The following is a 20,423-nucleotide window of genomic DNA, read 5'->3' as shown; positions in this document are numbered from 1 at the left end:
CTCAACTATCGATAAAAGCCGAAGCCATCCCATCTCACACAACTAATCATTTAGCTATAACTTCAGGATGACTATTTATCCTCCAAGGTCCTTTCAAAACTTATCCAAAAAGTAAATCTTGTTACAATTGATGCAATTTTGTGTAAACGCATTCTATTCCGAAATCCGAAGTAGTATAATGAACAAGCTTGACCATTATGAACTAAGAGGAGATGGACAGATGAGCAAGAAACTATCCTTGACGCTCGCCGCTTCGGTGTTGGCGCTTGGCAGTTTAACGGCAGGAGCTCCGGCGATTGCTGCGGGGGATTATCACGAAGTGGTGAAAGACAAAGCGCCAAAAACCGTGAAAGGCAATGGGCAAAGCTACAAAGAACGCATGGACAAATGGAAAAAGAACGGCGGCAAGCCGAAAGAAGTGGAACTGCAGATTCTCGGCACCTCAGATTTACATACAAATTTCGTCAACTACGATTATTACCGTGACGCTAAATCCAATTCATTATCGCTTGCGAAAACCGGCGTTTTGATTGAAGATGCACGCGAAGAAAACCCGAACAGTTTGTTGTTCGATAACGGCGACTTGATCCAAGGCACTCCGTTCGGCGGATATAAAGTCAACGTCGACCCGCTCGAAGACGACGAGTTGCACCCGGCATATGCTGCGCTTGAATCGCTTGATTTCGATGCATCGACACTCGGCAACCACGAGTTCAACTTCGGCCTCGATTATCTCGATAACGCATTGGAAGAAGCATCGTTCCCAGTATTGAACGCCAATGTGTACGATGCAGAAACGGGCAAGAACCGTTACACGCCGTACGCAATCATGGATAAAGAAGTCAAGGACCGCAAAGGCAAAAAGCACACAATCCAAGTCGGCGTCATCGGCGTTGTAGCGCCTGGCATCATGGGCTGGGACCGCGCGCATCTTGAAGGGGAAGTCATCGCAGAAGATGCAGCCGACACCGTGGAGAAATTCATTCCAGAAGTGAAGAAAGCGGGAGCGGATGTCGTGGTCGTTCTTTCCCACTCCGGAATGGGCGATGAAACCCATACCGATAAAGAAGATGACATCACGTATCAATTGACCGAAGTGGAAGGCGTGGATGCGATCATCACAGGCCATAACCACGACGTGTTCCCGGGATCGTTCAGCGAGCTCGAAAATGTTGATCAGGAAAAAGGCACGATCAACGGCGTCCCTGTCGTCATGCCTGGTAAATTTGGCAGCCATCTCGGCGTCATCGATTTGACGCTGGAGCCGCGTGGCAAGAAATGGCGCATCACGAACGGGGAAGCGGAACTGCGCGCCATTGATTCCACGACTGATGAAGTGGCAGAGCAAGTGATCGAAGCGGTAAAAGAAACGCACGAAGGCACAGTGGAATACATCCGCAGCCCTGTCGGCGAAACAACAGCACCGATCAATAGCTATTTCTCACTCGTGCAAGATGACCCATCCGTGCAGATCGTCAACAATGCACAACTTTGGTACGCCGAGCAGCAACTCGCTGGAACGGAAAACGCAGATCTTCCATTACTATCCGCAGCAGCGCCGTTTAAAGCAGGCGGGCGCAACGGCGGCGATTATTACACTAATATCGAAACCGGCGAAATCGCTATCAAAAACGTCGCGGACCTTTATGTCTATGACAACACTGTCTTCGTTCTGAAATTAACCGGCGCAGACCTCAAAGAATGGCTCGAAATGTCGGCTGGCCAGTTCAAGCAAATCGACCCGACCGCAACGGGCGAACAAACATTCATCAATGACAACTACCGTACGTATAACTTCGATGTCATCGACGGCGTCACATACGATATCGATATCACGGAGCCGGCGAAATACGACGGAGAAGGCGCAGTTGTTAATGAAGGCGCCGAACGCATCGAGAATCTTCAATACGAAGGAACAGCGATAGACCCGAACCAGGAATTCCTCGTTGTGACGAACAATTACCGGGCGAGCGGAAACTTCCCAGGTGTCCGCAATGGGACTGAATCGATCGACTTTGCTTACGAGAACCGTCAAGCAATCCAAGACTATATTTTAGAAGTCGGCACAATCGATCCATCGGCGGATGGCAACTGGCAATTTGCGCCCGTAGCAGGCAACCCGAACCTTGTGTTCGAAACCTCAAACTCAGCAAAAAGCCTGGCAGAATGCGAGCCAGCCATCCAGTATATCGAAGTCACACAAAACGGCTTCGCGAAATACGGCTACACGATCCAGTAAACGCAAAACAGACCCGAGATTTTTTCTCGGGTCTGTTTTTTTGGTTTCTATAGGAAGCAGCAGCGGGGAGCTTCCGCTGCAGGCGGAAGCTTGCTGAGGGGTCCGGCTTCAGCCGCTTCCCTCGCTTGCGCTCAGTGCAGGGTCTTCAGCTCGTCCTAATCCCTCCAGCGTCCCCGCCTTTCGCTGCATCTCTATTAATATAGGGCAGTACGGTGTCATAAAGTGCAGGGGAAGAAAGCGACTTTAGCGCATCAACCAAGCAAATAAGCGTAGAGACAGGCGTGTGAAAACTACAAACCCCATTGCATGTCACTATCATATCGCAACGAAATCTCCAAGCAGTTCCGCGCCGAGGGTGAAGCGAAGCAATAAGACAAGTGATCTTATTGGCTTATTGCGAGAGCTCAACCCAAAGCGGACACTGCGGCTCCGCATCCACATACTCCAAATCGGATCCTTCGGATTTATCTCGCAGTATAGGTAATCAGTAATCACTAAGCAATCTATTTCTTAGAAATAACTCCTTCACTTCTTAACCTCCAATACGCCGCAATCCCGAAAAAGAGATAAATCACAAATACAATCGCAGTAAGTGGACCGGAAATGTTCGACAGCGTCACCATCTGATAAACAATCCACAGAAGCAGCATGATACCTACCAGGGAGCCGACGCGTTTGTACTTACGATAAACGCCCATAAATACAATCGCAGCCAATGCCCCCGTAATGAGCGCGCCGCCTATTAAAAGGATATACATAATAATCGATAATTCGATACGCCAACTCTCCTTTCTTTTGCCTCCCCATACCATACCCAGTCTGGCTTTCTTCTAAAATAACGCTCGTTCTGCTAACGAAAATAACCATATCTTTAATTCTTTTTATCTAAATTCTTATACGAGAACAGTTTTTAAATAGCAATAATGCCTTCAGGAACACATTAACTGCTAAGTTGTTTTGAAATTAATATGAAAATGGATAATATCTTACAATAGTTAAAACTAAAGTCTAATTTAATTTACCAAATCTATTCCATAATACCTAATGATTATGTATAATTAAACCACTATTTTAAATGCGAGTTTTAACTTGGATTTAACTTCTAGCCGATACAGTAGAGAAAACGGCGGAAGAGGTAGGGGCAGGATGGGAATCGTTTCGACATTCCAAGCGAACGGAAAGGGAGAGCGATCAAATATGAGAACGATATTAGTGACGGGAGGAAACGGCTTTTTAGGATCGCGCTTTATCCACGAATTATTGGTTAAATACCCAGCCTACCAAGTAGTGGCGATTGACCATGAAGTGGAGAACGTTCCTGAATTATTGCGGCCGTTAGCTGCGTGCAAACGCTATGCGTTCCACCAAATCGATATCCGCAATAGAGATGCGGTCGAACAAGTATTTGAGCATTACGAAATCAGCGAAGTCGTCCATTTTGCGGCAAAAACGCATGTCGGCGAATCGATGCGCAATCCAGGCATCTTTGCAGAAACCAATGTGCTCGGCACGTTCCATGTGCTCGATGCCGCCCGCAAGCAGTGGATGGACGGCCCATTTGAACCGAAAGCGGCATACAGAGACTCTCGATTTATGCATATTTCAACGGATCAGGTATACGGGCCGAGAGCAGACGGTTTTGCGGACGAAACGTATAAATACGACCCGATCAGCCCGTATGCTGCAAGCAAGGCGAGTTCGGATTTGATGGTCAGCGGATTCCACGAAAGCTACGGGATGGATACGGTCATCTTGCAGGCGACGAATGTCTTCGGCCCGCATCAGCAAGACGACAAGCTCATTCCAATCATTTTGCAAAAAGCCTTGTCCGATAGCACCATTCCCGTTTATTCAGGAGGGGAAGATGTCCACGACTGGCTTTATATTGATGACTTTTGGCGTGCTGCCGATACCGTCTTCCATCTAGGAGACGCTGGCGAGACCTATCTCGCTGGAGGCAATGCACCGCTCAAGACGCTCGAGATTGTGGAACAAATCTGCGAATCGCTCGACCGTCATTTCCCGGGAAATGAAAGCTATCAAAATCGCATCCGTTTTGTGGAACCGGCAGGCGGGGCCAAGGCACCTCATCGATTTGCAGTTTCTGCAGATAAATTGAAACAACAGCTCGAGTTCGCTCCTGAGACCGGTTTTGACCAAGGCATCCGCGAAACGATCGAATGGATGCTTTCGAAAAAGCGGCTATGGGAAGTGGTCTGATGCATCATCCAAACGACAGTTGCCAAGAGGTGTCCCATGATTCCATATGAAGCAGTTGATAAGGAAAGCTCTCTAAGGGCGAACGGGAAAGTCCAAAAAATCGCCCTCGTCCATAAGCATATGAAAGCAGGCGGCGTCGAGGCATTGATCGTCCGCATGGCGCGCTGGCTTGCAGATAACGGCTATCAAGTTTGTGTTTATCTCTATAGCAGCGGAGGCCCTCTCTTGAAGCATCTCCAACAAATCGACGGGCTCAAAGTCATCGTCCGCGACAATGGCAAAGAACCGCCGCTCGCCTTATCGGTGTTTCATCAGCTCGTGCGTTCCGAGAAATACGATTTGGCCTATTCGTTCAGCCCGTCCAGTTTGCTGTTGTCGTATGCTTTGCCCGCGCATGTGCGTTTATCGGGTGTCTACCAGCCAGAACTGTATAAGCTCGAACGCAATAAAAAAGTCATTCGTGCCTTGAAAACAATCGACAAAGACTTTCATCAGAAATTGGTGTTCATGAACCCGACCGTCCGGCGCTATACAGCCCGTGCGCTCGAGGCAAAAGTGCCGGAACAATTCATGCCGCCGCCGATTGAACAAGCGGGACATGAAGTTGATTACGGCAGCCCACACTCGAGGCGCATCGTCTCGGTCGGGGCGATTCAAGCTTTCACGACCCATTACGCACAAGTCATTGAATTGATGGAAGAGCTTATCCAAATTGATCCGGAGTTCACTTACCATATATACGGGGATGGGCCGGACGAAGCGCGCTTGCGGAAAAGCATCAGTGAATCCGAAGCGAAAGACCATATCTTTCTTCATTCGATGCCAAAAGGCGGCTGGATGGAAGACGTAGTCAAAGACTGCTTTTGTTTTATCGGCTCCGGTGCCATGATGATCCAAGCCTGCAGCTCGGGCGTTCCGGGAATCACATCCCGCGCGAATGACGCAGAAGCCTTGTCTGAAGGGTATTTTCACGACTTGCCGCCTTATGAAGTGGGTGAATCTTACTGGGAAGCGCCAGAAACGTATGAAATCGGCGAGTTGGTAAAGAATCTGCTGGTGTCGGAAAATGCTTACCGCAAAACAGCGGAGCGCTGCAAACTAAAAGCACGTCAATTTGAAATCGATGCGGTGATGAATGAATTTCTTGTTTTAGTAAATAATAAAATTCAATAAAGTTGAGACAGTTGCTAACTTGCCGCACTAAAATAATCAGTCCTCTCACAGTTAAGCTGAAGCAGAGTAGAAAAATTTACTTCTTGTCTTATTATTAAAGTTGATACTTAAGCTGAAACTTCAGTTCTTTCGAGTTCAAAAAAATTCTACTGCATAAAAAACAGCTGCACCCGCCTTAGAAAAAGGCATAGGTGCAGCTGTTTCTATTATTATTCGGTTGCTTCGTCCAATTCCAAATGCTCTTTCAACGTCGATTGGATTTCTGCGAGTTCTGCATCGTCCATAATATAATACCAAATACCATTGATGGTTTCGCCGTAACCGTCTTCGACGATCATTTGGTCAACGTTCATGACAGCATCCTGATAATTGCGTTGAACGTCGACCATGTCATCGAAGGTCATATTGGTGCGGACGTTTTGTCCAAGGGCGTCAAAAATGTCTTTGTAGTTCCAGAGACTGTTAATGGATACGCCTTTTTTCATAACTCCTTGGATCACTTGTTTTTGGCGATCTTGGCGGCCAAAGTCACCGCGTGGATCTTCATAACGCATGCGGACAAAATCCAGTGCTTCTTCGCCGTTCAAATCGATTTCGCCTTCCTGGAATCCATCGAATGCAAGGGAGTTGTTCACGGTGACACCATCGACTGCATCGACGATATCTTCAAACCCTTCCATATTGACTTGAACCACATAGTCAATTGGAATATCAAGCAAGTTTTCGGTCGTATCCATCGACATTTCAATGCCGCCGAACGCATAAGCGTGGTTAATCTTGTCTGTTGTGCCGCGTCCAATGATTTCAGTGTAGGTGTCACGTGGAATTGAGACCATCTTCGTTGATTCTGTTGCCGGGTTGATCGTCATGACGACCATTGTATCGGATCGGCCACGGTCGTCTTCTCGTTCATCGACACCGAGCAGCAGCACCGAAAACGGATCTTGCTCATCAAATTCGACGATGTCTGTCCGTTTGACGGATGGGGTCTTGCGGTCGACAGGCTCATGGATAGTGTCAAGTGTCGTCGAGAAATTCGAGTAGACATTATAGGCGTAAACGCCCCCGACGAGTAACAATAGTAAAAAGCCAATCAATAAGTACTTGGGCCATTTGCGTTTCTTTTTCATGTTTATCCTCCGTTAGTTCGCGATAAAGTAATTGCTTAATTCGGTTGCCCAAGTTTCAGCGCCCTTGCTATTTGGGACGGCATCTTCAGTCAAATGTTCCTTTAAAGCAATATCATCTGTGTCCGGCCATGCATCCCAATGTTCAATATACGGGTAGCCATACAAATTGGCAAATTCCTCGAGAGCCTGAACTTGCGCGCGGTAATAGCCGGCACCGAAGATCGGCTGTGGGGCATGGAGAATGACAAGGGCGTCTGGATTTTCTTGCTTTAGACGCGTCGTGAACTCCTGGACATCTTCACGTTCTTCTTCAATAGAAAGGCGGTCATTATTCATCAAAGTAAGCGGCTCAAGCAATACCAAGTCGTAGCCTTCAGTAAGGTCGACGTATTGAAGGGCCTCAGAAGTTCCGTTTATAGATTCGATCGTTACTTCGATCGAACTGCTATAGGCTTCTTCTAAAGACGTTTTCAATCGGTCCGCATAACCAGGTTCCCCCGATTCAAGTGCCTGAGACCCAGCGATTAACAACTGGAGTGATTCGCCGTCTGAATTCTTTTGGAGAAAAAGTTCTTCAACCGATTCATCCATATTAGCGATCAAGTTGATGTTCACAGCATTGTCACTAGTTGACCTAGTTTGGGTAGTTTCAGTTTTAGTATTGGGGGTTTCAGTTGTAGTGCTTGCAACCTGTCCCGGTGTGCCTGCTCCTTGAAGTTTATCCTGCCAAGATAAGTAAGAATAGACAAGGATTCCTAGGCAGGCAAGGACTGCAATGCCCCCTCCTAATTTATACAGTTTCATATTTTACTCCTTTCAAAAATAGCCATTTATATAAATTAAAGATAGCATAAATCCACCCTTGTTCCTATAAATCTTTTTAAATTTGGAAGTCCAAATGATATATTCCTGTGATATACTGTCTTATGTTGTTTAAATTTGTCCCTAATTAAATTGAAATAGAAGGAGCCATTCACTACATGGAAGAGACTATTAGCTTACAAGACTTATTCAAAACATTAAAGAAGAACCTAGGGATTATTACCCTAACGACGATTCTTGCGATCACTATTGCTGGAGCAGTTTCATTCTTGTTCTTGACGCCGATTTACGAAAACTCAACACAAATCCTCGTCAACCAAGAGCAAACTGAAGCATCACAACTAACCAACCAAAATATTCAAACCGATCTTCAGCTCATTAACACATATTCTGTGATTATTAAAAGTCCGGCCATCCTTGATCAAGTCATTGAACAAATGAACTTGGATTTAAGTGCGGAGGAATTAACTGAGAAAATTACAGTTAATACTGCCGAAAACTCACAAGTTGTGAACGTCATAATACGTGATGAAGATCCAGCCCAAGCGGTTGAAATCGCCAATACAACAGCAGAAGTTTTTGAAAGTGATGTTCGTGAGTTGATGAACGTAGATAACGTATCAATTTTATCACCGGCAGTTCTGAAAGAAAATCCAAGCCCAGTCGAACCGAATCCTATTTTGAATATGGCGATTGCCGCAGTAGTCGGATTGATGTTAGGAGTGGGTATTGCATTCTTGCGTGAATACCTCGATACCTCAATGAAAACAGAACAAGACATTGAAGACATTCTAGGTGTCCCGTTACTAGGTGTGATCTCACCAATCAAAGAAGAAGCAAAAATGCAGTCAGCTCCAACTACTAATAGAAGAAAGCGAGGGAATTTAAATGGCCAAGAAGAAACAGCTGCAGGAAACCGCGCGTAAAGTCATTACGCATACGACTCCTCGCTCAATCGTCTCTGAACAATTTCGTACCTTGCGGACCAATGTCAACTTTGCTTCGCCAGATCAAGAGCTTCGCTCAATCGTGATCACATCTGCTGCACCGGGCGAAGGAAAGTCCACAACGTCAGCGAACTTAGCAACGGTATTCGCACAAGAAGGAAAAAATGTCTTGCTTGTCGATGGCGACATGCGAAAGCCAACAACTCATTATACATTCCATATGCCAAACACCATTGGTTTATCCAATGTTCTAACGCGTCAAACAACTGTTGAAGATGCAATCCGTCCAACAAAGATTGAGCGCTTAGATTTGATGACATGCGGGCCGATTCCGCCAAACCCTGCAGAACTATTGGCATCTAACGCAATGGGGATGCTCATTGCGGATTTGAAAAAACGATATGATGTTGTGATCTTCGATGCTCCGCCTGTTCTGTCAGTAACTGACGGACAGGTGTTGGCGAACAAGTGTGACGGTGCGATTATAGTCATTAACTCTGGCAGCACAGACAAAGAAATGGCAGCTAAAGCAAAAGAAGCCATTGAAGCATCTAACAGCAAGTTGATCGGCGCCGTATTAAACAATTTTGAGCTAGCAAAAGATAGCCATTATTACCAATACTACGGCACGGCTGAGTAAAAGGGGCTATCCCCTTTTACTTTTTCTTTTAATTCCGATACCCAATTTTTTCAAAATGTATTATTGGGCATTCATTTAGCAAACAATAGTTTACATAAGACTCCTTTAATACAAAAAAAAATACTTGGATCTGAAAATGAGTGTTTAATAATAGGGGGAACCACGAATGATTGATACGCATGCACATATCTTACCGGCGCTGGACGATGGCCCAGCCACAATGGAACATACGAAGCGGCTATTGGATATGGCTGTCAAAGAGCAGTTGACTGGAATCATTGCTACTCCACACGGACATCACCCTAACTTCAAGACTGATGTAGCTGCACTTCAAATACAGTTGAAAATAGTGAAGGATTATGTGAAAGAAGCGCAATTGCCGCTAGAAATCTACAGCGGACAGGAATGTCGCTTATCGGACAAGCTCCCAGAGTGGCTCACAAATGGCGAGGCCTTGACTTTGGCGGAATCACGCTATGTTCTACTCGAGCTTCCGTCAAACGGAATCCCTGTTTATACAGTGCCAGTCATTCAGCAATTGATCACTTCAGGTTACATTCCAATTATTGCCCATGCAGAACGCAACCAAGGAATTATTCAAAAGCCTGAACGCTTAAAAAAATTGCTGGTCCACGGTGCAATGGCACAAGTAACAGCCGGATCATTGTCTGGCAGTTTTGGTAAAAGCATTCAAAAGACGGCACTTCAGCTTATCGATGCAAATCTAATTCACATATATGGGTCAGATGTACACAGTGAGGATGTACGTCCATTTCACTTTAATGCAGGGCTTGATGTCCTTGAAAGAAAGAAACGGCACATTATGGTTGACATACTATTAGAGAATAATGACCGGATATTACTAGATCAAGATTTATATGTTCTTGAGCCACAAGACATAGAGAAGGGCAAGTGGTGGAATATCTTTGCTTAAAAAATAATATTATAGTATTAATTTTACATTTATACTCTATCTTTAATCGGGAATACATGTTAAAATTAGCAACGTATTTCCATTAATAGAGTATAAAGTATTAATTGAAATAAGGTGTATACTCATAGTTTTTATTAGTATTTTCAATACTTTTTTACTGAAATAAAGCGAGTCATCTATGTAATACTTACTGCACTGACTGATATACAAATTTAAAAAATAAACTACCATTGGAGGCCATCAATTAATGAAAAAAGTAACCAAGGCAATAATACCCGCTGCCGGATTAGGGACGAGATTCTTGCCCGCCACTAAAGCAATGCCCAAAGAAATGTTACCCATCCTAGATAAACCTACAATACAATACATAATCGAGGAAGCTGTCGCTTCTGGAATTGAAGATATAATAATTGTGACTGGCAAAGGAAAAAGAGCGATTGAAGATCACTTTGATAATAATTTTGAACTTGAAGCGAATTTGCTTGAAAAAGGCAAAATAGAATTATTGGAAAAAGTACAAAAAACATCAAAAGTAGAAATCCATTATATTCGTCAAAAAGAACCCAAAGGGCTAGGGCATGCCGTATGGAGCGCGAGAAAATTTATTGGCAACGAGCCATTTGCTATTTTATTGGGAGACGATATTGTTCAAGCTGAAAAACCTGGATTAAAGCAATTGATCGAACAATTTGAAAGCACACAAAGCTCGGTAATAGGTGTTCAAACAGTTCCATTTGAGGATACTCACCGATACGGAATCATTGAACCGAATTCGTCAAATGGCAGATTATATTCAGTAAATAAGTTTGTGGAAAAACCTATACAAGGAACTGCCCCTTCCAATTTAGCTATTATGGGGCGGTATATTTTGACACCTGAGATATTCGGTCTTCTAGCCAAACAAGAAACGGGAGCAGGAGGAGAAATACAATTAACAGACGCAATACAAAAATTAAATGAAGTACAAAATGTTTTTGCTTATGATTTTGAAGGAAAGCGTTATGACGTTGGTGAGATGCTAGGATTTGTAAAAACAACAATTGAATTTGCTTTACAAGACCCAGTCATTAAAGATGATTTATTGAATTTTATTGAAGAACTAAAAAAAGAATTCTCTAAAGAATTAGCATAGGGGGCAGAAATTTGAGAACAGAAGAATCTGGAATTATATTTAGCGCTTCAGAACCAAAAAGTGAACTAGCCAATATTACTATTTGGTATATTTTAGCAAAGCGTGCACTTGATATTATCGGTTCTATAGTAGGATTAATAGTATTATTAATAGTTATTCTTCCCTTATCTTTCTTTTATACAGTGGGTAGTAATAGAGGCCCAATGTTTTTTAAACAAGAGCGAATTGGGCAAAAAGGAAATGTTTTTTATATCTATAAATTTCGTTCAATGGTTACTAACGCAGAAGAAGTATTGAGAAAAGATATTAAATTATATGAAAAGTATGTAAATAGCAGTTATAAATTAGAGCCTGAAGAAGATCCGAGAATAACTGCTTTTGGTAGATTTATTAGAAAAACGAGTTTAGATGAGTTGCCACAGTTTTTAAATGTACTAAAGGGGGACATGAGTCTGGTTGGACCAAGACCCATTGTGCAAGTCGAATTAGATGAGTATCAAGAAAAAAAAGAATTGTTTTTATCTGCAAAACCGGGAATAACAGGGCATTGGCAAACATGCGGAAGAAGCAATATTAATTATCCAGAGCGTGTCGATATAGAATTGCATTATATGTATAGTCAATCTTTTTGGATGGATATTAAAATTCTATTCAAAACAGTTATCCAAGTGTTAATGAGAAAAGGTGCATACTGAATTACTTAATAAAAGAAGAATAGAGGGTCACTGATGGTTGTTAATAAAGAAAAATATGATTATTTAATAGTAGGGGCTGGACTGTTTGGGTCTGTGTTCGCACATGAAGCTAAAAAACGGGGTAAAACTAGTCTTGTAATTGATAAGAGAGAACATATTGGAGGAAATGTATATACTGAAAATGTTGATGAAATCAACGTACATAAATACGGAGCACATATTTTTCATACCAATAACAAAGAAATTTGGGATTATGTAAATAGCTTTGTGGAATTCAATAGATATACGAATTCTCCAGTTGCCAACTACAATGGTGAAATTTATAATTTACCTTTTAACATGAATACTTTTAATAAGTTATGGGGAGTAATTACTCCGGGTGAAGCGAAAGAGAAAATCGCCTTACAAAAGAAAAATGCGGGTATTGAAAACCCAAAAAATTTAGAAGAGCAAGCAATTTCTCTTGTTGGGACTGATATATATGAAAAGCTAATTAAAGGTTATACTGAAAAACAGTGGGGAAGACCAGCCACTGAGTTACCAGACTTTATTATCAAACGTTTGCCGGTTCGGTTCACATATGACAATAATTATTTTAATGACAAATATCAAGGTATCCCAGTTGGAGGATACACTAAAATAATCGAAAAAATGCTTGAGGGAATTGAAGTTGAATTAGAAGTTGACTTTTTTGAACAAAGAGAATTCTACGAAGAAAAGGCAGAAAAGATTGTATTTACTGGAATGATAGATGAATTTTACAATTTTCAATTTGGTGAATTGGAATATAGAAGTTTAACATTTAATAGTGAGAAGTTGAATATCCCCAATTATCAAGGGAATGCAGTAGTCAATTATACAGATCGAGAAACGCCATACACTAGAATTATTGAACATAAGCACTTTGAGTTTGGCAATCAAGAAGCCACAATAATAACTAGAGAATATCCGAGCGAATGGAGTAAGGGACAAGAACCCTACTACCCTATTAATGACGATAAAAACAGTTTGCTATATAAAAAGTACAAAGCACTCGCAGACGTAGAGAAAAACGTAGTGTTCGGTGGGAGATTAGCTACTTATAAATATTACGATATGCATCAGGTAATTGCTGCTGCTTTAACTCAAGTAGAAAAGGAATTCAAAAACAATGTCTGATATAAAAATATTAGTAGCTACGCACAAAAAATATGCCATGCCTATGGATGATATATACTTGCCCATACATGTAGGTAAAGAAGGCAAAGAGGATATTGGGTTCCAAGGTGATAATACAGGAGAAAACATATCTAATAAAAATTCTAATTACTGTGAGCTAACAGGACTTTACTGGGCTTGGAAAAACCTTGATTGCGAGTATATTGGTATGAGTCACTACAGGAGATATTTCACAACCCAAAACACTTTAAAGCGGTTGTTTGGAAAAAGAGAAAAAATAGAGACGATATTGAATAAGGAAGAAATTTTGGAGTATTGCAAAAAATTCGATGTTATTTTGCCTGTGAAAAGAAATTATTATATAGAAACTGTATGGTCACATTACGGTAATGCACATTATATAAAAGACCTTGAAGAAACTAAAAAGATCATTGAAGAAATTTATCCTTCATATACAGACAGCTTTAACACGGTAGTAAATAGGAAGAAAATATATTTATATAATATGTTTGTAATGAAAAAAAGTTGGTTCGACGAATACTCAGAGTGGTTATTTAATATCTTATTCGAATTAGAAAAACGTACTGATATGACAGGATATGACAAGTATCAACAGAGGATTTACGGATTTATCAGTGAGAGATTGTTTAACGTTTGGTTAGAGGAAAAAACGAATAAAGTAAAAGAATTAAATGTTTATAATTTAGAAGGTACAGAATGGTTAGGGAAAGTTAGAAAATTCATTTTGAGAAAATTGGTAGGGCAGAAAAGTGAAAGAAGAAAATTAGTTAAATGAAAGTTCTAGTCTACTTATTTCTAATTTCCATTTTTTTTCCGTATTTGCGTTTTTTCGGAATTGGATCTAACTCTGACACACAAATTTATTCATTAATCTTTGCCTTATTAATAATAGGTATAGAAACCATGACAAGAAAAAAAATACCCAAATTTTTTGTGGATTTTCAGCTTTATATGGTAGTTGTGATATTTTTTTTATTAATTCTATACATATATGATAATGGTGAAAACGTCTCTTTTGTAAGAGGTGTATACGGGTACATAAACTTAATTTTTCTGCCTTTAGCTGCGTATTTAATTTTTAAAAGTATTAGTGAAAAACACTTGGAAAGAGCCATTAAATTGTTTTACGCTATATGGGTTTTAGGTGGAATAACTCAGTTATTTTACCCTGCTTTTATTTCATCTTGGAAAATGAGAAATGTAATTTCTGAAGGAAGAGGAGTAATTTCTTTTTCAAATGAACCAGCATACTTTTCTATAACTCTGATTCTAATGACGATTATGCTTATACTCATTAACTACGATAAAAACAAGAAATATATTTACTTTACTATTTTAATATCATTAATACTTTCTCAAAGTGCGGTTGGATTTATATATTCAATGTTTGTGTTATTACTCTTTGGAATTAAACAGATTAATTTTAAAAAATTAATTTTGTATCTTACAACTCTTTTAATGGGTGTGCTAATTACGACATTAGTTTTGTATATTAACGTTGATAGTAGATTATCTTTAATGCTACTTAGTTTAATTCAAGATCCTTTGAAAATACTTTTATCAGATATTAGCCTAAATATTAGATTTGCACATTTATATATTTCCCTTAAAGGTTTCTTAGAAAATTTGTTATTGCCAAATGGAATCCATACTTGGGGAGATTACTATAAGAATGAGGTATTGAATAATAAAAGTATTTTTATTGAACCAGCATGGAGGTTAGAAAATTCAAATGGCAAAATAGTTAGTATGCATGGAAGTCTGTTATATGAACTTGGGATATTATGCTTTCCAATCTATGCGTTTATATATTCAATATTAAGAAATAATAAGAACAGTAATAAGTTAATCATCTTACTAATAATAATGGGTATAAATGGATTAACAATAACAAATCCTATTTTTTTATTTTTACTCGGTTTTCTAGTTTATAAAGGAGTAAAACAAGATGTGTGAAAAAAAACTTTTTTTGTGTAGATCCTATTATCATATTTTTATATCTTTAAATATTCTTATTAACTCGGAAAGTAAAGGAACGATTATCTGTGTTGATTCAGAATTAAAAACAGAAGAAATAAAAAAAATGAGAAGTAAAATAAATGTTCTTTTTGAAGGTATTGAATTAGAGTTAATTACAAATAGTAAGAAAAGTTATAATGAAATTTTAAATTCAAATTTCTATGAAGAAATATACTTCTTTCACTGGGTTATTTACAAAAAACCAGAATATGATTTTTACCGAGTATTTAGAAAGAAAGGTATTAACTTAATAGAGGATGGCACAACACATTACGGCGTATACCAAAATGATGTAAAAACCAAAAAAAAATACGTTAAAAGCATTGTTAATTTAATGCTATTTGGCAAGCAAGATTTTGTGTTGAATAATAATGTCAAGCAAGTTTTAGCAACCTATCCTGAAAAATTCCCCTCATTTGTGAACTGGAAAATATCTAACTTAGTATTAAGTGATTTAAAGGATACCGAAAAAAACAAAATTATTAAATTGTTTGGGCTCGAAGATTTTAAAGTAATCATCCCTGAACAAAAGATGGTAATTATATTTACTCAGCCTTTATCAGAAGATGGATACCTCGTTGAAACGGAAAAAATTAGTTTATATAGTGATATAGTCACTAAATATACCCGTGAAAATTATAAAGTTTTCTTTAAACAGCACCCTAGAGAAAAAACAACCTATAATTTTGATGACGTTGTTATAGTAAAAAAAGATTTTCCGGGCGAAGTGTTGAATTACCTAGACCTTGACTTCGATAAAGCAATAGCAGTATGTAGTGGGGTAATTGACAATATAAAGGCAACAGAAAAGATACAGTTATATCCCGATTTCTTCAGTACATATAAAAAAATGAATTAATTTATTTTTTTATTTATTAATATCTAAAAGCTTCTTAGTAATACAATGATATCAAAAGGAAGGGAAATGAAAATCATGAGAAAACCATTGATTCAAATAAAAGATAGAAAAATAGGAGTCGATTACAAACCATTAGTTATTGCAGAAATAGGTATAAATCATGAAGGAGATTTGAACGTTGCTAAAGAAATGGTGGATGCTGCTCACAATGCAGGAGCAGAAATAGTCAAACACCAAACACATGTAGTTGAAGACGAAATGAGTAAAGGTGCAAAAAATGTTATTCCTGGTAATACCGATGTTTCGATTTATGACGTAATGGCTAGATGTGCCTTAAATGAAGAAGATGAAACGACTTTGAAAGAATATGTTGAGTCAAAAGGAATGATTTTCCTGAGCACTCCATTTTCTAGAGCTGCTGCTGAAAGGTTGGAAAGAATGGGCGTCTCAGCTTATAAAATTGGATCGGGTGAATGTAATAACTATCCATTAATTGAGTTGATCGCTTCTTATGGTAAACCTATGATTGTATCAACCGGTATGAATGATATTGAAAGCGTCAGAAAAACTGTAGAAATTTTAGAAAAGTATAATGTTCAGTATTGCTTGTTGCACTGCACAAATATTTATCCAACACCTGCTTCACTTGTAAGATTGGGTGGTATGCAAGAACTCCAGAAAACCTTTCCAAATGCAGTAATTGGGTTATCCGATCATACTATTAATAATAATGCGTGCTTAGCGGCAACAGCTTTAGGAGCGTCGGTATTAGAAAGACACTTTACTGATTCGATGGACCGCCCAGGCCCTGATATTGTTTGTTCTATGGATCCGACTTCTTTATCAGAGTTGATCCAGGGAAGTGCGGAAATTGCAGAAATGCGTGGAGGTAAGAAAGAAGCGGCGGCTGAAGAGAAGGTAACTAGTGACTTTGCATTTTCAACAATTGTGGCCATACAAGATATTAAAGCAGGGGATACATTAAGTGAAAAAAATATTTGGGCAAAAAGACCAGGCACTGGAGAAATCAAAGCAGAGCACTATACTACTTTACTTGGGAAGAAAGCAACAATAGATATTGAAGCCGATGAACATCTGAAGTGGGATAACATAGAAGAGTGAATGGAGAAGCCATGAAAAAGATATTATTTTTAACAGGTACAAGAGCTGATTATGGAAAAATTAAGTCTTTAATGAAGCAAGTTGAGATTCATGAATTATTTGAGTTGAATATTTTTGTGACAGGTATGCATATGTTGTCAAAATATGGTTCAACCTGGAAAGAATTAGAAAAAGATGGATTTAAAAATATGTATCATTATATTAATCAAAATTATAATTCAACCATGGATATTGCTTTGAGCAATACGATTTCGGGCTTGAGTAACTACGTACAAGAACATAAGCCGGATTTAATAGTTATTCATGGAGATAGATTAGAGGCTTTAGCGGGTGCTATAGTCGGTGCCTTTAACAATATTAGGGTAGCTCACATCGAAGGCGGAGAAGTTTCAGGTACTATTGACGAATCAATAAGACATGCGATTACCAAGTTTTCTCATATTCACTTTGTAAGTAATGAAGAAGCCAAGAATCGTGTCATTCAATTAGGGGAAAGTGAAGAAAGTATATTTATAATTGGTTCACCCGACATGGATATTATGGTTTCTGATAATTTGCCTTCTATAGATGAAGTAAAAAGCAAGTACGATATAGATTTCGAGAATTATGCAATAGTGATGTATCATCCCGTAACCACTCAACTAGAATTTTTAGCATCAAATACTAAAGAGTTATTGGATGCATTAATCGAATCAGAGAAAAAATACGTTGTAATTTATCCTAATAACGATGCTGGAAGTTCAGTTATTTTAGAAGAGTATAAAAAGCTAGATAACAATTCTAATTTTAAAATATTCCCATCTATGAAATTTGAATATTTTTTAACTTTATTAAAAAATAGTGATTTTATGATAGGAAATTCTAGCGCCGGAATCAGAGAAACGGGTTTATATGGTGTTCCTTCAATAGATCTAGGAACTAGACAAAGTGGCAGGTATCTTATTGGTGGGGAAGAGCACATTATTCATGTCAAGGAAGATAAAGGTAGCATTTTAAATGCCTTTAGTCAGTTAGAAAATATTCGTAATTTTCCTGTTAATTTCGGTGATGGCAGAAGTGATGAAAGATTTATACAAATCCTAGAAGAAATATTCGTAAGTGAAGTTGATATACAAAAAAGGTTTATAGATGTTAGCTATAGGATGTGAAATTAATGTATAAAGAAAAAACTTTTCTAGCTATTATCCCTGCACGCGGTGGTAGTAAAGGAATCCCAAATAAAAATATTGTTCAAGTAAATGGGAAACCTCTCATTGAATATACTTTTGATGAGGTAAAGAAGTCAAAATATCTTGACAGAGTAATCGTTTCAACAGACAGTGAAAAAATAAAAAACGTTGCGATAGATAATAACATAGAAGTTCCCTTTTTAAGACCAGCAAATTTGGCAGCAGATACCTCTAAAACTATTGATTCCATCATCTACACTTTAGAAAATCTGCAGAGTTCTAAACAAACCTATGATTATATTGTCATTTTGCAACCAACGCAGCCTTTGAGAAGACATTGGCATATAGACGAAGCTATCGAAAAAATTATTAATACTAATGAAGAAAGTTTGGTCAGTGTATCGGAAGTAAATGAACATCCTATCTTGATGAGAACCCTCACTAAAGAAGGAATATTAGAAAGGTTGCTTGATACTGGAAGTACAGTTAGAAGACAGGATTTTTCAAAAGTATATAAAGTAAATGGTGCAATTTATATTAACAAAAATAATATTAATTACACGGTAAATAGTAGCTTGAATGACAATAAATCAGCATATATAATGGCTAAAGAATATGATATTGATATCGATGATTTATTTGATTTAAATGTTTTTAGTTTGCGGTTAAAGGATTAAGGATTGAAAAAGGAAGTAATAAATTGAAAAGAATATTTGAAAAAAATAGAGTAAATAGTGGAGATTTCAGATCCAAGCTGATTGAATCCTTCTTCGGAAAAGCTTCTTTTGTTATTTTCACAATGGTTTTTTCTTTAGTTTGTACAAGACTATATGGGGCAGAACTGTTCGGTCAGTATACATATGCATTTTCAATAGTAACACTACTGATGATTTTCGCTAAAGCAGGGTTTGATAACAGTTTAGTATACTATATACCTAAAACTAAACAAAAGTTTATAAGTTTAAGTTTTGTTCTTAATGCTTCAATTTCTTTAGTATTAGTAATCGTTTCTCTTTTTTTTATTACTGACGACTTTGTCCGTATTATGTTACCGTTGATTTGGTTAGTCTCGATGGAACAAATATTCTTCGGAATCTATAGAGCTAGTGGAAATATAAAAAAATATTTTTTCATAAACGGCTTTGTTTCAGTTTTGGTAAGAATTATCCTGATAATTTTTTTGTATTACATTTTCGGAAAAAGCTTCATTGGAATAGTAATCGGGGTATACGTTTCCTTTATCTTATCAAATGTATTATATTTTGTGCAAAACAAAACATATTTCAAAAAAATCGAATTCGACAAAAAATATTTATTGTATTCTGCCTCATTAGTACTTGCTGCAGTAATGGGAGTTGCAATGGATAAAATAGATATAATCATGTTGGGAAATATGACAAACATGAAAAATGTAGGAATCTATCAGATAGCGATTCAAGTAGCTAATCTTTTGTTTATGATATTAGTAGTCTTTGATACAGTTTTTGGTCCTCAAATCTCTAAACTCTACCATTCGAAAAAAATAGAAGAGTTGCGAATTTTGTATATTAAATCTACACGCGTACTAGGATTAATAGCTCTAGTCTTTATTGTTATATTAACCCTTACAAGTACGATGGTGTTGCAATTATTTGGACAAGAATTTGTTGAAGCGAAAACTGCGCTACTATTGAGATCTATTGGTCAGTTTGTAAATGTAGCCGTAGGAAGTGTATGGCTAATGCTAGCAATGACCGGCAAGCCTAGGTTCCATATTTATGCTAATTTATTTGCATTTACTTTAAATATTTCGATGAATTATATTCTCATCCCACTTTACGGGGTTAACGGTGCAGCTTTCGCCACAATGACCTCTATGATTGTCGTAAATATACTCGGGTATATTATGGTTTGTAATATTTTTAAACTCAAAGTTTATAAGTTTTTTTAGTATATCAGATTGTAGAATTAAGTTAGACAACTAAAAAATGTTCGGGGTACACTCATAATGTGTTTTTCAACCTAAGAAAACAGAGGAGTGACCACTAATAACTTCCTTCATCTCACTAAGAATGAATGGTATTGATTGAATCCTACTTTCACTAAAAACGCTTGTGGTAGCCTCATTTTATACCTGGAGCGTTTTAGGTGGGGGGGTTACAAT

Annotated in this window: 19 protein-coding genes; 16 read left to right on the top strand and 3 right to left on the bottom strand. The window is 38.5% G+C overall.

Features of this window, described 5'->3' with window-relative positions; genetic code table 11:
- Window positions 1-220: 220 nt before the first annotated feature.
- A complete protein-coding gene (locus G3255_RS13060; RefSeq protein WP_211654867.1) occupies window positions 221-2,239 on the top strand; it encodes a bifunctional 2',3'-cyclic-nucleotide 2'-phosphodiesterase/3'-nucleotidase in 2,019 nt (672 codons plus the stop codon).
- Between the two features lie 503 nt (window positions 2,240-2,742).
- Here G3255_RS13060 and G3255_RS13055 read toward each other — a convergent pair.
- A complete protein-coding gene (locus G3255_RS13055) occupies window positions 2,743-3,051 on the bottom strand; it encodes a hypothetical protein (RefSeq protein ID WP_211654866.1) in 309 nt (102 codons plus the stop codon).
- 385 nt (window positions 3,052-3,436) lie between these two features.
- Here G3255_RS13055 and G3255_RS13050 point away from each other — a divergent pair, with 385 nt between their 5' ends.
- Window positions 3,437-4,459 carry a dTDP-glucose 4,6-dehydratase gene (locus tag G3255_RS13050; RefSeq protein ID WP_211654865.1) on the top strand — a complete coding sequence of 341 codons (1,023 nt, stop codon included), beginning with the start codon at window positions 3,437-3,439 and terminating at the stop codon, window positions 4,457-4,459.
- Between the two features lie 36 nt (window positions 4,460-4,495).
- Window positions 4,496-5,632, top strand: a complete 1,137-nt coding sequence (locus tag G3255_RS13045; protein WP_211654864.1) for a glycosyltransferase — start codon at window positions 4,496-4,498, stop codon at window positions 5,630-5,632.
- Window positions 5,633-5,841: 209 nt separating this feature from the next.
- Here G3255_RS13045 and G3255_RS13040 read toward each other — a convergent pair whose 3' ends face one another.
- Window positions 5,842-6,762 carry an LCP family glycopolymer transferase gene (locus G3255_RS13040; protein WP_211654863.1) on the bottom strand — a complete coding sequence of 307 codons (921 nt, stop codon included), beginning with the start codon at window positions 6,760-6,762 and terminating at the stop codon, window positions 5,842-5,844.
- 12 nt (window positions 6,763-6,774) lie between these two features.
- Complete coding sequence (locus G3255_RS13035; protein ID WP_211654862.1) at window positions 6,775-7,566, bottom strand: SGNH/GDSL hydrolase family protein; 792 nt, start codon at window positions 7,564-7,566, stop codon at window positions 6,775-6,777.
- A 176-nt stretch (window positions 7,567-7,742) separates the two neighbouring features.
- On the opposite strand from G3255_RS13035, the gene G3255_RS13030 reads away from it, so the two are divergent.
- The 13 genes from G3255_RS13030 (at window position 7,743) to G3255_RS12970 (ending at window position 20,210) form a co-directional block, all read left to right on the top strand.
- Complete coding sequence (locus G3255_RS13030; RefSeq protein WP_211654861.1) at window positions 7,743-8,510, top strand: YveK family protein; 768 nt, start codon at window positions 7,743-7,745, stop codon at window positions 8,508-8,510.
- The gene (locus G3255_RS13025) at window positions 8,473-9,171 is read left to right on the top strand and encodes a CpsD/CapB family tyrosine-protein kinase (protein WP_211654860.1); all 699 of its coding nucleotides are present in this window, start codon (window positions 8,473-8,475) and stop codon (window positions 9,169-9,171) included. Before G3255_RS13030 ends, G3255_RS13025 begins: the two co-directional genes overlap by 38 nt.
- 166 nt (window positions 9,172-9,337) lie before the next feature.
- Window positions 9,338-10,105, top strand: a complete 768-nt coding sequence (locus G3255_RS13020) for a tyrosine-protein phosphatase (protein WP_211654859.1) — start codon at window positions 9,338-9,340, stop codon at window positions 10,103-10,105.
- A 247-nt stretch (window positions 10,106-10,352) separates the two neighbouring features.
- Window positions 10,353-11,237 carry a UTP--glucose-1-phosphate uridylyltransferase GalU gene (gene galU, locus G3255_RS13015; protein WP_211654858.1) on the top strand — a complete coding sequence of 295 codons (885 nt, stop codon included), beginning with the start codon at window positions 10,353-10,355 and terminating at the stop codon, window positions 11,235-11,237.
- A gap of 11 nt (window positions 11,238-11,248) precedes the next feature.
- Window positions 11,249-11,932 carry a sugar transferase gene (locus G3255_RS13010; RefSeq protein ID WP_249222121.1) on the top strand — a complete coding sequence of 228 codons (684 nt, stop codon included), beginning with the start codon at window positions 11,249-11,251 and terminating at the stop codon, window positions 11,930-11,932.
- 33 nt (window positions 11,933-11,965) lie between these two features.
- Window positions 11,966-13,090 carry a UDP-galactopyranose mutase gene (gene glf, locus G3255_RS13005; protein ID WP_211654857.1) on the top strand — a complete coding sequence of 375 codons (1,125 nt, stop codon included), beginning with the start codon at window positions 11,966-11,968 and terminating at the stop codon, window positions 13,088-13,090.
- Window positions 13,083-13,886: a DUF4422 domain-containing protein gene (locus G3255_RS13000; RefSeq protein WP_211654856.1), complete on the top strand. Its 804-nt coding sequence runs from the start codon at window positions 13,083-13,085 to the stop codon at window positions 13,884-13,886. The genes glf and G3255_RS13000 overlap by 8 nt, the downstream gene beginning before the upstream one ends.
- A 128-nt stretch (window positions 13,887-14,014) precedes the next feature.
- Complete coding sequence (locus tag G3255_RS12995; RefSeq protein WP_211654855.1) at window positions 14,015-15,067, top strand: hypothetical protein; 1,053 nt, start codon at window positions 14,015-14,017, stop codon at window positions 15,065-15,067.
- Window positions 15,060-15,989: a polysialyltransferase family glycosyltransferase gene (locus tag G3255_RS12990; RefSeq protein WP_211654854.1), complete on the top strand. Its 930-nt coding sequence runs from the start codon at window positions 15,060-15,062 to the stop codon at window positions 15,987-15,989. Before G3255_RS12995 ends, G3255_RS12990 begins: the two co-directional genes overlap by 8 nt.
- Before the next feature lie 75 nt (window positions 15,990-16,064).
- Window positions 16,065-17,111, top strand: coding sequence for an N-acetylneuraminate synthase family protein (locus G3255_RS12985; RefSeq protein ID WP_211654853.1), 1,047 nt, complete (start codon window positions 16,065-16,067; stop codon window positions 17,109-17,111).
- Window positions 17,112-17,122: 11 nt separating this feature from the next.
- The gene (neuC, locus tag G3255_RS12980; RefSeq protein ID WP_211654852.1) at window positions 17,123-18,259 is read left to right on the top strand and encodes a UDP-N-acetylglucosamine 2-epimerase; all 1,137 of its coding nucleotides are present in this window, start codon (window positions 17,123-17,125) and stop codon (window positions 18,257-18,259) included.
- Window positions 18,260-18,264: 5 nt separating this feature from the next.
- A complete protein-coding gene (locus G3255_RS12975) occupies window positions 18,265-18,957 on the top strand; it encodes an acylneuraminate cytidylyltransferase family protein (protein WP_211654851.1) in 693 nt (230 codons plus the stop codon).
- A 23-nt stretch (window positions 18,958-18,980) separates the two neighbouring features.
- Complete coding sequence (locus G3255_RS12970; RefSeq protein ID WP_211654850.1) at window positions 18,981-20,210, top strand: flippase; 1,230 nt, start codon at window positions 18,981-18,983, stop codon at window positions 20,208-20,210.
- The last annotated feature ends 213 nt before the right edge of the window (window positions 20,211-20,423 follow it).

The organism is Planococcus sp. MSAK28401 (genome assembly GCF_018283455.1).
In the GTDB taxonomy this organism is placed as follows: Bacteria; Bacillota; Bacilli; order Bacillales_A; family Planococcaceae; genus Planococcus; species Planococcus alpniumensis.
The sequence above is the reverse complement of the archived record's forward strand: the minus strand, read 5'-3'. Positions and strand labels throughout refer to the sequence as shown.